Raw genomic sequence first — 12,433 nt, forward strand, 5'->3', positions numbered from 1 at the left:
CGGACTCAAGTAGGTACAACGCCTGCGGTCCGCGTTGCGAAAGAGGTGTTGTCATGAGATCGCTTGCTCCCAGAAGCGAAAATTTTGATAAAAATCAGTCGGACCATGCAGACAGTCCAGTCAAGGATGACCCCCTGAGGGAAGACATCCGCCTGCTCGGACGAATGTTGGGCGACACACTGCGGGAACAGGAAGGTGAGCCGACTTTTGAACTCGTGGAAACTATCCGCCAGACGGCAATTCGGTTTCGGCGCGAGCAGGACCCGAAGGCGGGACACGAACTGGATGTTATTCTGAACCAGCTCAGCAATAAAGCAACGGTAGCGGTGGTGCGCGCATTCAGCCAATTCTCGCAGCTTTCCAACATTGCTGAGGATATGCATCATAATCGCCGCCGCCGCACCCACCTTCGAGCCGGATCACCCCCTCAGGCAGGCAGCGTGGCACTGGCCCTGGATCGGGTTTTTTCCAGCGGAACGGATGGTGACGCGTTGGGCCGCTTTTTCGCCAAGGCACTGGTTTCTCCAGTCTTGACCGCGCACCCGACCGAAGTGCAGCGTAGAAGCATGCTCGATTGCCAGTTGACCATTGCACATCTGTTGAACGAGCGCGATCGTATGCAGCTTACCCCGGACGAGCTGCGCAATAACGAAGAGGGACTGCGCTGCGCCATCCAAATATTGTGGCAAACCCGCATGCTGCGTTCGGAACGTTTGTCGGTATATGATGAAATCAAAAACGGCCTGGCCTATTATCACTATACTTTTCTTACCGAAGTACCCCGCCTGTATGCCGAGATAGAAGATCTGCTTGAGCGAAGAATGGAGGCAAATGCGCCGCCTATCCCGCCATTTCTACGCATCGGAAGCTGGATAGGCAGTGATCGGGACGGGAATCCCTTTGTAACCGATGAGGTCATTTTGCACGCGGCCGAGCGTCAATCGGCGCTTGCGCTGGATTTTTACATGGGGGAAGTGCACCGGATTGGTCGCAGGCTGAGCCTGACCGAACGCCTGGTGGATGTGGACGATGAACTGGCGGCTCTGGCCGAGGCATCGCCCGATCGGGCGGCCAGCCGTGCTGACGAACCCTACCGGCGCGCGCTTATCGGTATTTACGCGCGCCTTGCGGCAACCAGCCAGGATCTTGGGCATGCGATCAGGCAAAGGCGTCCCGTCGGCCCGGCCACCCCCTACGCGGAAAGCACGGAATTCGTCCATGATCTGGATATCGTCATCCGCTCGCTCCAGCAGCATAAATCGAAGTTGCTGGCGAAAGGGGATCTGCGTCATCTGCGGCGGGCCGCAGAGGTATTCGGTTTCCACCTGGCTCCGCTGGACATGCGCCAGCACAGCGGTGTCCATGAACAGGTCGTGGCGGAATTACTCGATTACGATCTTCTATCCAAGGGTTATTGCGAGCTGACCGAGGCGGAACGTGTACAGCGACTCCTGACCGAGATCAGCAGTCTGCGCCCGCTGCGCTCACCCTATCTAGCCTATTCGGAACTCACCCAAAGCGAACTACGCATTCAGGAAGCCGCGGCGGAAATTCAACGGCGGTTCGGCCGCGCTGCGCTGCCAAACTACGTGATTTCGAAAACAGACGGCGTGTCGGACGTGCTGGAAGTCGCGCTATTATTGAGAGAAGTCGGCTTGCTGCGGCCTGGGGAACTGCCGCATCTGCATCTGAACATAGTCCCACTATTTGAGACTATTGCGGATTTGCGCGCGTGCGGGAAGGTCATGGACGAGCTGTTCTCGCTGTCCTATTATCGTAAACTCCTGGATTCGCGCGGCAGTGTCCAGGAGGTGATGCTTGGCTATTCTGACAGCAATAAAGACGGCGGTTTTCTCGCCGCCAACTGGGAGCTGTATAAAGCCGAAACAGAACTTACGAAGGTGTTCGCCAAGCACAAGGTTGAATTGCGCCTGTTCCATGGACGCGGCGGTACCGTCGGGCGTGGTGGCGGCCCCAGCTATCAGGCCATATTGGCTCAGCCTCCAAATAGCGTGAACGGCCAGATACGCATCACCGAGCAGGGCGAAGTGATCGGCAGCAAATATTCCGACCCGGAAATCGGACGCCGCAATCTCGAAACGCTCGTAGCCGCCACGATAGAGGCCACATTGTTGAGCCACGACACCTTGGGGGAACGCGCAGAGGATTATTATCGAACCATGGAAGTGCTGGCGCGCGATGCGCTCGCCGCTTACCGCAATCTCGTTTATGAAACACCGGGTTTTAATCGCTACTTCCAGGAATCCACGCCCATAAGAGAAATCGCGGGCCTCAATATCGGCAGCCGCCCGCCATCGCGCAAACAATCCGACCTTATAGAAGACCTGCGCGCCATTCCCTGGGTGTTCAGCTGGAGTGTGAATCGTGCCATGATTCCAGGCTGGTATGGGTTTGGAACGGCTGTGGAAGCCTTTGTCCAAAGGGAAGGCCGGGGCGAGAAGGGGCTTGGACTGCTTCAGGAGATGTACCGTACATGGCCGTTCATGCAAACGCTGCTGTCCAACATGGATATGGTATTGGCTAAAACCGATATGGGAATCGCGTCACGTTATGCTGAACTCGTAACCGATACCGGACTGCGAGATAAAATTTTCGGTTGTATCCAGGCCGAATGGGATCGCAGCGTTGAATGGCTGTTCGCGGTGTCCGGCCGCACAGAGCTGTTGCAGGACAACCCGACGCTTGCTCGCAGTATTCGTAACCGTACACCTTATATCGATCCGCTCAATCACCTGCAAGTAGAGCTGTTGCGGCGATATCGCTCGGGCGACGCAACAGATGCGGTCAAACGGGCAATACAACTTACCATTAACGGCGTAGCCGCAGGTCTCAGAAATAGTGGGTAAAACCGATCAAAGGTTCCGATTTCCGACCCCCGGCTCGGCCGGTTTTTATTTTTAGGATAAGTTTGAAATAGTCGTGGCCAAAAAACTTTATATCAAAACCTTTGGCTGTCAAATGAACGAGTATGACTCGGAGAAGATGGCCGATGTGCTTCACGCTGCCGAAGGCATGGAAAAGACGGATGATCCGGCTGAAGCCGATGTCATTCTGTTCAATACTTGCTCGGTGCGGGAAAAAGCACAGGAGAAGGTATTTCACGATCTTGGACGCGTCCGATACCTGAAAAAAAACAATCCCGATCTGCTCATCGGCGTAGGAGGTTGCGTGGCCAGCCAGGAAGGCGCGGAAATTGTAAAGCGCGCCCCGTATGTCGATCTTGTATTCGGTCCTCAAACGCTGCATCGGCTGCCCCAATTGATTTCCGCGCGCCAGGCTACCGGCCGCCCTCAGGTTGATATCTCTTTTCCCGAAATTGAAAAATTCGATCACCTGCCCCCGGCGCGTGTCGAAGGGGTGACTGCTTTCGTTTCGATCATGGAGGGATGCAGCAAATATTGCAGCTTTTGCGTGGTTCCCTATACACGAGGTGAGGAAATCTCCCGTCCATTCAGCGCTATTCTGGAAGAGATCGCAGGGCTGGCAAGTCAGGGAATTAAAGAGGTAACGCTGCTTGGGCAAAACGTCAACGCGTATCGTGGGATGATGAATTACGAGGAAGAGGCCGAGACGGCCGATTTTGCGCTGCTGCTCGAGTATATTCACGAAATTCCCGGTATCGAGCGCATCCGGTATACCACCTCTCATCCAAGAGAATTCACCCGGCGCCTGATCGATGCTTACCAGGCATTACCTAAACTGGTAAGTCATGTGCATCTGCCGGTTCAGTCGGGATCGGACCGGATCCTGGCCGCAATGAAGCGCGGCTATACTGTTCTGGAATACAAATCGATCATACGGCGGCTGCGCGCTGCCCGGCCCGACATTTCGCTTACTTCAGATTTCATTATTGGTTTTCCGGGTGAAAGCGAAGCAGACTTTGCCGCCACGATGAGGCTGATCGAAGAAACGAATTTTGACGGTTCCTTCAGCTTCATTTATAGTCCGCGTCCGGGCACGCCTGCCGCGGACCTGGCCGATGATACCCCGTATGAGATAAAACTCTACCGCCTGCAACAGGTGCAGGAAAAAGTCGAGCAACAGGCACAGACCATCAGTCAGAGCATGATCGGTACCACCCAACGTATTCTGGTGGAGAGCCCATCCAGGAAAAATCCCGATGAACTCTGCGGGCGTACAGACAATAACCGCATGGTGAATTTTTCCGGAAATCCGGAAAAAATGGGCCACTTCGTAAATGTGATCATTACTGACGCTTTATCACATTCGTTGCGAGGCAAGATCGACGAGAGCAATTGGAAGAAATTCTGAATAAGCGAGCGAAATCTTCATTTCTTGCAAACCACGCCCGTCACTGCCAGAATTAAGATATGCCCATCGCACAATCGCTTGCCAAGCCATTGAAATCCCAACCCGTCGAACTTTCCTTTTCCCCAGCCGATAACCAGCGCCTTGCCAATTTATGCGGCGTGCTGGACGAAAACCTCAGGCAGATCGAAACCGTACTTGACGTCACCATTGCACGCCGGGGAGAGCATTTCGCCTTGCGCGGCAGCTCAGCCCGGACTTCGCTTGCCGCGGAAGCATTGCAAAGATTTTATGCTCAGGCACAGCACCATCTGGGCATCGAGGAAATCCAGCTAGGTTTGATCGAAGTGATGAATCCGCATTCGAGAAAGCATGGCTTGATTGAAGGACGTGCAAAAGAGACTGGGGAGCTGGCTCTGCTTACCCGCCGCAGCGATTTACGCGGCAGAACGCCGCGTCAGGTCGAGTATCTTCATCAGATACAAACCCACGACATCACATTTTCCATAGGTCCGGCGGGTACCGGAAAGACTTACCTTGCCGTGGCAAGTGCAGTGGATGCGCTGGAGCGAGATATCGTTGCCCGGATAGTGCTGGTTCGGCCGGCGGTTGAAGCCGGCGAGCGTCTTGGTTTTTTACCAGGAGATATGGCACAGAAAGTGGATCCTTATTTACGTCCTCTTTACGATGCACTGTATGATCTGATGGGGTTTGACAAAACCAGCAAGCAGTTCGAGCGCAGCGCAATTGAAATTGCCCCGCTGGCTTTTATGCGCGGCCGCACGTTGAATCAGTCCTTTGTCATACTTGATGAGGCCCAGAATACCACTCCCGAGCAAATGAAAATGTTCCTGACTCGTATCGGTTTCGGCTCAAAGGCCGTTATAACGGGTGATATTACTCAGATTGATCTGGCGAAGCATCAAAAAAGCGGTCTGGTGGAGGGCAAACAAGTTCTGGAAAAAGTGCGCGGCATCGCTTTCACCTATTTTGGCGCAGAGGATGTGGTGCGCCATCCCCTGGTTCAAAGAATCGTGAATGCTTATGAAAAGTATGAAAGACAGGGGCAGCAAACCTGATTCTCCCGGGAAAAGCAGCAGCAGGAATATAAAGCTGAAATTGACCATGCAATACGCAACTCATGCAGCTGATGTGCCTGTGCGATCTGAATTTCGCAAATGGATTAAAGTAGCCCTGGTGCAGGATGCGGAAATTGTGATGCGCATTGTTGATGAAGTTGAGGGCCGCAGCCTCAACCGGGACTTTCGCGGAAAGGACTACGCGACCAACGTGCTGACTTTCGGTTATAGCAATACTCGGCCTCTGTCCGGAGATATTGTGCTGTGCACGCCGGTGATAGAAAATGAGGCGCGGCAACAGCATAAAAATCTCGACGCGCACTACGCTCACCTTACCGTACATGGCATTCTGCATCTGCAGGGGTATGATCATGAAAGTGATGCTGGCGCAGCAATAATGGAACGGCTGGAGGCGGAAATTATGGAAAGCCTGGGATATCACAACCCTTATGATGAAATCGTTGACTGAAGAACCTCTGCACAAGCGCTCGGCGGAGTGCGTAGTTGGCAACTGAGCTGGCGGAGCGGGGACTCATTCGGGCGTGGCTTGACCTACTCATTACAAAAAAAAAGTCATAACGGCATGGATGATCCTCTCAAACAACCCGGCTTGCTTGAGCGTGTCAGTGCGCTCTTTCTGCGTGAGCCGGGAGACCGCGAACAACTGTTAGCTTTGCTGCGGTCCGCATATGAGCGCAATCTGTTCGATTCAGATGCATTAAGCATGATCGAGGGCGTGATTCAGGTATCCGAGATGCAGGCACGGGAGATCATGATCCCGCGTTCACAAATGGATGTGATCGATATTGGCGAACCGGTGGACAAGTTTATCCGCTTTGTTATCGAGAAGGCGCACTCGCGCTTTCCAGTTACCGAAAACGATAAAAACAATGTTATTGGCATACTACTGGCAAAGGATCTTTTGCGCTATCACGCGGGAGATGAAGAGTTTAACGTACGCGACATGCTACGGCCCGTGGTATTCATTCCGGAATCCAAGCGGCTCAATGTATTACTCAAGGATTTCCGTACTAACCGCAATCACATCGCTATAGTCGTGGATGAGTACGGCGGCGTTGCAGGACTGGTAACCATTGAAGACGTACTGGAGCAGATCGTGGGGGACATCGAGGATGAGCATGATTTCGATGAAGCCGAAGACAACATTGTAAAAGATCCTGACGGTCATTACCGCGTCAAGGCCATTACCGAAATCGTCGATTTCAATGAACGGCTGGGTGCGGAATTCAGTGATGTGGAGTATGACACCGTCGGTGGCTTGGTATTGCACAAGTTCGGCCGGCTACCCAAACGAGGTGAATCAGTAACTGTTGATCACTTTAAATTTACGGTCCTGCGGGCCGATAGCCGCAGATTGTATACGCTGCTGGTGGAAAAAAATCCCGCACAAGCTGAGCAGCAGTAATAGAAGGATCAGCCCTGGCCGGGCCTGACGTGGATCCTTTAATCATGAGATCGTGAATGAAGTGAATCCGCGTCTGGATGAAAAACTATTGTCTGAACCGCCAGAGGTAGAGGTAATCATCGAGGTTCCACGTGGATGTTTTCTTAAACGGGGATCAACCGGTAGCATCGACTTCATTTCTCCCCTGCCGTGTCCCTATAACTACGGCTCTGTGCCCGATTATCTTGGCCTCGATGGTGACCTCCTGGATGCGCTGGTGCTCGGCCCGCGGTTGCCGTTGGGTACGATGATTCAGGCCAGAGCCTGGGGTGCTGTGACCTTGACGGACCGCGGCATGCAGGACGACAAGCTTATCTGCAGCGACTCCTCTCTTGATGCGCAGCAACGCCAAAGGGTACTGCAATTTTTTAGATTCTATGCGGAGTGTAAAAGCTTGCTGAACATATGGCGAGGCCGGCCGGGACGCAATGCATGTGAAGGTTGGTGCGAAGCGTCCCAGGCTCTCTCCCGCGCACGGCCGCGAGACCGTGCTTGGCGACAACCACATGTTGACTTTTAGCGGATCTCTGAACAAGTCCTGGAATCGAGAACCAATCCGGAACGCCTCTGTCTCTTTCCGACACTGCGGATTTCTTTTAAACCGGATGAAAAATATTTTGCCAAGCCCTGCCGACCATGGCAGAATTGCGCCCCCCGCCGGTTAAGCCGAAATCTTTCTTTCACTATGCCTCTCCTCACTCTTGAAAAAGCCTGCCTCGCCTTTGGACATCATGCGTTACTGGATCAGGTGAATTTGCAGCTTGACCCCGGCGAACGTGTCGGCCTGATCGGCAGGAATGGGGGCGGTAAATCCAGTTTGCTCCGTCTTCTGGCAGGCGAAATAGGGCCTGACGACGGACGAGTCTGGCATGGGCCCTCGTTGAGGCTGGCTTACCTGCCACAGGAGCCCGAACTGGATCCCGCCCTCACGGTTTTCCAGGAAGTATCGAAGGGGTTGGGGCCGATCAGCCAAGTGCTGCTCGACTATCATGAAGCATCTCATCTCTTGAGCGAAAGCGGGCAGGATACTGAAGCGCTCCTTTTGCGCCTTCAGGATCTGCAAACCGAACTGGAAGCCCAGGATGGCTGGCGTATACAGGCTAGGGTGGAAACCGCCATTGGCAAGCTTGAACTGTCTGCCGACGTATTGACAGGAGAACTGTCCGGTGGTCAAAAAAAACGGGTGGCGCTGGCTCGCGCGTTAGTGGTATCCCCGGATGTGCTGTTATTGGATGAGCCGACCAACCATCTGGATTTTTCTTCGATCGAGTGGCTCGAAGGGCTTCTTAAGAGTTTTCCGGGCACAGTACTGTTTATCACTCACGATCGCCGTTTTCTAAATAATGTGGCGACTCGGATTATTGAACTTGACCGAGGCAAACTGACGAGCTTTCCTGGCGACTTTGCCGAGTATCAGCGTAAGAAAATGGAAATGCTTGAAACCGAAGCCGTCCATTATCAAAAGTTCGACAAGGTGCTGGCACAGGAGGAAGTCTGGATACGCAAGGGAATTCAAGCGCGCTGTACCCGCAATGAAGGCAGGGTGCGGCGGCTGGAAGCGCTGCGGCTCGAACGTGCCGCGCGCCGCGAACGGGCTGGAACGGTAAACCTTAATGTAGGAGACGGATCGAAATCGGGGCGCCTGGTGGCTGAGCTGGAGCACATAACCAAGGCATATGGCGGCGGCAAACCTCTCATTAATGACTTTTCCTGCCGGATTATGCGCGGTGATAGAGTCGGATTGCTGGGGCCGAACGGCGCCGGAAAATCCACCTTGCTAAAGCTGATATTAGGAGAACTACAGCCCGATAGTGGCAGCGTCCGGCAGGGAACCAAACTCGCGGTGGCGTATTTTGACCAGATGCGCGAGCAGTTGAATGGCGAGGAAACCCTGATTAATACCATAAGTCAAGGCTCGGATTTTATCGACATCGGGGGAACGAGAAAGCACGTCATCAGTTATCTGGAAGATTTTCTGTTTGCACCGGAGCGAGCGCGGTCGCCGGTAAAAACGCTTTCCGGCGGCGAGCGCAATCGGCTGTTGCTTGCACGCCTGTTTACTCGCCCTGCCAATGTGCTGGTTCTGGATGAACCCACCAATGATCTGGACATCGAAACATTGGAACTGCTTGAGGTAATGCTGCAAAACTATTCCGGCACGCTGTTCCTCGTGAGCCACGACAGGGAATTTCTCGACAATGTGGTTACCCAGGTTATCGCTTTCGAGGGAGAGGGCATACTTCGGGAATATGTGGGAGGTTATGAAGACTGGATGCGTGTGAAGAGTGAGAGTCTTCAAAAACTACCGCTATCACCGCCTAAGCAGCACACGGCCAAACTCTCGCTTGAGGTTCTGCCTGACAAGAAGCATGAGCCGGCTACGCGCGTAAAGTTGGGGTATAAGGAAACACGTGAACTTGATGAGCTACCCGCAAAAATCGAGATTCTGGAGCGGGAACAGGCTGACATAACCTGCCAGTTAAGTTCGTCTAATATTTACCGCGATAGCCCCCAACGTGCCAGAAACCTGCAAGAGCGCTTTGCGGCTCTCGAAGACGAACTCACGCATTACCTCGTCCGATGGGAAGAACTGGAAGCAAAACGCACGACAAGCGGACAGAAAGTGTAATGATAAGTTCCCGTATGTGCTGTTACTTTTATTCGTTGACCGGAAATGGCACATCGTTTAGAGTCGCTCTTTTTGTAAAAAGAGGGCACTAATAATGAAACGACCAGCGATAGTGAGTGTAGTTGCATGGGGTCTGCTCCTGGCATTGTCAGGTACCGCTCAGGCAGCCGGTGACCCAGCCGCGGGAAAAACGAAGAATGCCATGTGCATTGGTTGTCATGGAATAGAGGGATACCGGACATCATATCCCACAGTCTATCAGGTTCCCAGACTGGGCGGCCAGCACGCCGAGTACCTGGTCAAGGCGCTCGAGGCATATAAAACCGGCGCACGTAATCATCCCAGCATGAAGGGTATAGCCGCCACACTTTCCACGAAGGATATGGAAGACTTGGCCGCCTATTACGCAAACAGCGGAAAATAATCACTCATTACGCAAGGAAGCCTCATGAAAAATTTCGTTATTGCCGCGGCAAGCGGTGCTTTGCTGCTGGTTTCCAGTCAAGGAATAGCAGCCAATATTGAAGCTGGCAAGAAAAAAGCGGCTGAGGTCTGTGCCGCCTGTCACGGCCCTGATGGCAATAGTCCCGCTCCGGCTTTTCCAAAACTTGCCGGTCAGTATGCCAGTTATATCGAAAAATCCCTGAACGAATATAAATCGGGTGTTCGCAAGGACCCCATCATGGCAGGTATGGCTGCGCCTTTGAGTAAGGAAGATATCGAGAATCTGGCAGCGTATTTCGCTAGCCAAGCTGGCCTGAAAACAAAATATTGATCGGGAAACCTCTGAAATAAGCCCGGCAGTTAGCCGGTAGTTAACTGTAGTGGTATCACTATAGACTCGTTCAGAGGTCTTGGTTATTAGCTCTGGTATAAATTACCTTACCCTCATCGAGAGGGCATAGGTGCTATTGTCCTCAACATGGACCAGGGACGCGAATTTCTCCGCGTCCGCGGGTTAATTTTCCCGCCGATCGAGACACTCAAAATACACCGATGCGTCCGGCGGTAATTGATTGCGCTGCGCTTGCCAGATCATTTCCGCCAGACATTCCATCACTTGATGCATCGCAGTATGTTCGTCCCTCGTTTTTTTCAGTAAACGCTCGAATCGCTGCCGGATTCCGACAGGCTGGTCTATTGAAAGTTGCTCCATAATAGCGATGTGCATGCTCATGTGGAGAAATGGATTCGTATCGCCCATTTCCGCCAAATAGTCCTTGTCCCGATAGTACTCAGCATTTTCCAGCACGGCCTGATACTCCGGATGTAGCAGAATTACTTCAAGCGCCATGTCTTCCATGGCGGACAGCATTTCACGCTGCCGGTATTTATGCCAGGTGTCAAAAAGAAATTGGCGCGCCTGGTCTCTCGATGGATTAAACATTGGGGCTTAAACATTCACGCGCGAAGCGGTGAAAAAGTTTTCCTAAAGAAACGGAGTCTTGTCCTCATATTCGCACAGATCATTGATGATGCAGGCGGGGCATTTTGGTTTCCTGGCCACGCACACGTAGCGTCCGTGCAAAATAAGCCAGTGGTGGGCATCGTGCCGAAATTCTTCCGGGACACATTTCAAGAGCTTTTGCTCCACTTCCAGCACGGTTTTTCCGCGTGCGATACCGGTTCGGTTTGATACGCGAAAAATGTGAGTGTCTACCGCGATGGTCGGTTCGCCGAACGCGGTATTCAACATCACATTGGCGGTCTTGCGGCCCACGCCAGGCAATTTTTCCAGTTGTTCCCGCGTCCGCGGAACTTCGCCACCGTAATGCTCAATGAGCATGGCACACGTCGCCAGTATATTCTTTGCCTTCGTTTTATATAATCCGATACTCTTGATAAACTCTCGCAGACCGGCTTCCCCCAATGCCAGTATCTTCTCGGGCGTATTTGCCTTGGGAAACAGTTTCCGCGTTGCCAGATTCACGCCCTTGTCAGTAGCCTGTGCCGATAGAATCACTGCTATAAGCAATTCGAAAGGCGAACCATATGCCAGCTCGGTAGTGGGATGTGGATTGGCCGCCTTGAAGCGGGTAAAAATCTCCCTGCGTGTATGCGAATTCATGAGTTGGAAGATAAGAATTTGATAATCGATTGGAAAAACTCTAGGGAACCGCCAGAATTAGTCGTCCGCGGAGGGCGTCCCCCGAAAAGCCGTCGTCGCGCCCGCGTGGCACTTATTCAGAGGTTTCCTTAATATACTGTACCTTCATTTTGTACCGTACTTTCATTTTGTACTGCACCCGTCATTTTTGTCATTCAGTCGAACTCGTGCGGCCATGGCGCGCTCCAATGCAGCCTGGATCATCGCTTTTTTAGTATTTCCGGTTGCGGAAGGACCGGCGGGAGAAACATTTATATCTTTTTCTGCTTCGGCTTTTTGGACGAGCTTTTCTTCCCGTTCCTGCTTCTCACGTTCAAGCCTCAGCAACCTGAAGCGGTGGCGCGCGCGCGCTCGATCCGCGGCTTTCTTTTCGTCCGCGTCGGTCCGGTAGCCGCGTGAGGTGAGATGGGGCTTGGAATCGTTGGAGTTTTCCCCCAGAGCTGGTATTCGTGGTGGAGCCATACTGATGCAGTCCATGGGACATGGCGCAATACATAACTCGCAGCCGGTGCACTCTTCAGTGATCACTGTATGAGCCTGCTTGGCTGCGCCCACGATGGCGTCTACAGGACAGGCCAGGATGCAAAGCGTACAGCCTATACAGGCTTGTTCATTAATGAGCGCAACGGCTCTGGGTTTTGTAAAACCATGGGCAGTATTGAGCGGCTTGGGGCTCACTCCCAGCAATCCAGCCAACTTGAGAATACCGCTCTTGCCACCGGGAGAGCACTGATTAATATCAGCCAGACCTTCCGCAATCGCCGTTGCATAAGGCCGACAGCCAGCGAAACCGCATTGGCGGCATTGGGTTTGCGGCAAAATGCCATCTATTTCCACTATGAGCTGATCTCTTGTCATACTGA

General features: G+C 53.0%; 12 protein-coding genes. 9 read left to right on the forward strand and 3 right to left on the reverse strand.

Features of this window, described 5'->3' with window-relative positions; all coding sequences use genetic code 11:
• The first annotated feature begins 53 nt into the window (after positions 1-53).
• The 9 genes from ppc to BMX00_RS06850 all read left to right on the forward strand — a co-directional run bounded on the left by ppc (position 54) and on the right by BMX00_RS06850 (position 10,238).
• Positions 54-2,867: a phosphoenolpyruvate carboxylase gene (gene ppc, locus BMX00_RS06810; protein ID WP_090828278.1), complete on the forward strand. Its 2,814-nt coding sequence runs from the start codon at positions 54-56 to the stop codon at positions 2,865-2,867.
• A gap of 73 nt (positions 2,868-2,940) precedes the next feature.
• A complete protein-coding gene (gene miaB, locus BMX00_RS06815; protein ID WP_090828279.1) occupies positions 2,941-4,293 on the forward strand; it encodes a tRNA (N6-isopentenyl adenosine(37)-C2)-methylthiotransferase MiaB in 1,353 nt (450 codons plus the stop codon).
• An 89-nt stretch (positions 4,294-4,382) separates the two neighbouring features.
• Entirely contained in the window at positions 4,383-5,369 is a 987-nt protein-coding gene (locus BMX00_RS06820; protein WP_218141513.1) for a PhoH family protein, read from the forward strand.
• Positions 5,344-5,838: an rRNA maturation RNase YbeY gene (gene ybeY / locus BMX00_RS06825; RefSeq protein WP_090828281.1), complete on the forward strand. Its 495-nt coding sequence runs from the start codon at positions 5,344-5,346 to the stop codon at positions 5,836-5,838. The genes BMX00_RS06820 and ybeY overlap by 26 nt, the downstream gene beginning before the upstream one ends.
• 114 nt (positions 5,839-5,952) lie before the next feature.
• Positions 5,953-6,795, forward strand: coding sequence for a CorC family transporter (locus tag BMX00_RS06830; RefSeq protein WP_090828282.1), 843 nt, complete (start codon positions 5,953-5,955; stop codon positions 6,793-6,795).
• A 52-nt stretch (positions 6,796-6,847) separates the two neighbouring features.
• On the forward strand, positions 6,848-7,354 hold the full coding sequence (locus BMX00_RS06835) for an inorganic diphosphatase (protein ID WP_245727876.1): 507 nt from the start codon (positions 6,848-6,850) through the stop codon (positions 7,352-7,354).
• A gap of 165 nt (positions 7,355-7,519) precedes the next feature.
• Positions 7,520-9,463, forward strand: coding sequence for an ATP-binding cassette domain-containing protein (locus BMX00_RS06840; protein WP_090828283.1), 1,944 nt, complete (start codon positions 7,520-7,522; stop codon positions 9,461-9,463).
• A gap of 94 nt (positions 9,464-9,557) precedes the next feature.
• Positions 9,558-9,887, forward strand: a complete 330-nt coding sequence (locus BMX00_RS06845; RefSeq protein WP_090828284.1) for a c-type cytochrome — start codon at positions 9,558-9,560, stop codon at positions 9,885-9,887.
• A gap of 24 nt (positions 9,888-9,911) precedes the next feature.
• Positions 9,912-10,238 (forward strand): c-type cytochrome, encoded by a 327-nt coding sequence (locus BMX00_RS06850; RefSeq protein ID WP_090828285.1) that lies wholly within the window; start codon positions 9,912-9,914, stop codon positions 10,236-10,238.
• 183 nt (positions 10,239-10,421) lie between these two features.
• Here the strand turns inward: BMX00_RS06850 and BMX00_RS06855 are convergent, their stop codons facing one another.
• From BMX00_RS06855 to BMX00_RS06865, 3 genes are all read right to left on the reverse strand, one after another.
• Positions 10,422-10,850: a DUF1841 family protein gene (locus tag BMX00_RS06855; protein WP_090828286.1), complete on the reverse strand. Its 429-nt coding sequence runs from the start codon at positions 10,848-10,850 to the stop codon at positions 10,422-10,424.
• A 42-nt stretch (positions 10,851-10,892) separates the two neighbouring features.
• Positions 10,893-11,531 carry an endonuclease III gene (nth, locus tag BMX00_RS06860; protein WP_090828287.1) on the reverse strand — a complete coding sequence of 213 codons (639 nt, stop codon included), beginning with the start codon at positions 11,529-11,531 and terminating at the stop codon, positions 10,893-10,895.
• A 162-nt stretch (positions 11,532-11,693) separates the two neighbouring features.
• Positions 11,694-12,428, reverse strand: coding sequence for an RnfABCDGE type electron transport complex subunit B (locus BMX00_RS06865; RefSeq protein ID WP_245727878.1), 735 nt, complete (start codon positions 12,426-12,428; stop codon positions 11,694-11,696).
• Between the last annotated feature and the right edge of the window lie 5 nt (positions 12,429-12,433).

The sequence above is a fragment of the Nitrosovibrio tenuis genome (assembly GCF_900109785.1).
Classification (GTDB): domain Bacteria; phylum Pseudomonadota; class Gammaproteobacteria; order Burkholderiales; family Nitrosomonadaceae; genus Nitrosospira; species Nitrosospira tenuis_A.

Excerpts from the sequence above, each read along its gene's own strand:
- BMX00_RS06830 (WP_090828282.1), top strand. The coding sequence starts at position 5,953 with ATGGATGATCCTCTCAAACAACCCGGCTTGCTTGAGCGTGTCAGTGCG.
- BMX00_RS06855 (WP_090828286.1), bottom strand. The coding sequence starts at position 10,850 with ATGTTTAATCCATCGAGAGACCAGGCGCGCCAATTTCTTTTTGACACC.
- ybeY (WP_090828281.1), top strand. The coding sequence starts at position 5,344 with ATGAAAGACAGGGGCAGCAAACCTGATTCTCCCGGGAAAAGCAGCAGC.
- BMX00_RS06850 (WP_090828285.1), top strand. The coding sequence starts at position 9,912 with ATGAAAAATTTCGTTATTGCCGCGGCAAGCGGTGCTTTGCTGCTGGTT.
- BMX00_RS06840 (WP_090828283.1), top strand. The coding sequence starts at position 7,520 with ATGCCTCTCCTCACTCTTGAAAAAGCCTGCCTCGCCTTTGGACATCAT.
- nth (WP_090828287.1), bottom strand. The coding sequence starts at position 11,531 with ATGAATTCGCATACACGCAGGGAGATTTTTACCCGCTTCAAGGCGGCC.
- ppc (WP_090828278.1), top strand. The coding sequence starts at position 54 with ATGAGATCGCTTGCTCCCAGAAGCGAAAATTTTGATAAAAATCAGTCG.
- BMX00_RS06865 (WP_245727878.1), bottom strand. The coding sequence starts at position 12,428 with ATGACAAGAGATCAGCTCATAGTGGAAATAGATGGCATTTTGCCGCAA.
- BMX00_RS06845 (WP_090828284.1), top strand. The coding sequence starts at position 9,558 with ATGAAACGACCAGCGATAGTGAGTGTAGTTGCATGGGGTCTGCTCCTG.